This is a genomic window from Algoriphagus aestuariicola (assembly GCF_017254835.1).
In the GTDB taxonomy this organism is placed as follows: Bacteria; Bacteroidota; Bacteroidia; order Cytophagales; family Cyclobacteriaceae; genus Algoriphagus; species Algoriphagus aestuariicola.
This window is the reverse complement of sequence record NZ_JAFKCW010000069.1, coordinates 1-287: the sequence shown is the minus strand read 5'-3', so window position 1 is coordinate 287 and position 287 is coordinate 1. Positions and strand designations below refer to the sequence as shown.

The window sequence follows — 287 nt, the reverse complement described above, 5'->3', positions numbered from 1 at the left end:
TTTTCACCGTTGGTCACGCTGAAGGCGCGCAGGTAGTTGTCCGCGGTGGCGCCGATGAAGAACACGTTACCGGCGGTGGTCACCGGGCCGCCCAGCATCGGCATGCCCATTTTGAACGGCAGCGGCAACGGTGAGCTGTCGCGCACGGTGCCGATGCGTTTTTTCCACACGATGTCGTTGGTTTTCAGATCCACGGCGGAAATGTAACCCCAGGCCGGCTGTTTGCACGGCAGGCCGAACGGCGACAGGAACGGGTTCAGGGTGACGCCGAACGGCACGCCATACTG

Annotated in this window: 1 pseudogene; it reads right to left on the bottom strand. The window is 62.4% G+C overall.

Annotated features, from left to right (window positions below):
* Window positions 1-287 (bottom strand): annotated as a pseudogene (locus J0A67_RS23700) (PQQ-binding-like beta-propeller repeat protein); the annotation flags it as partial.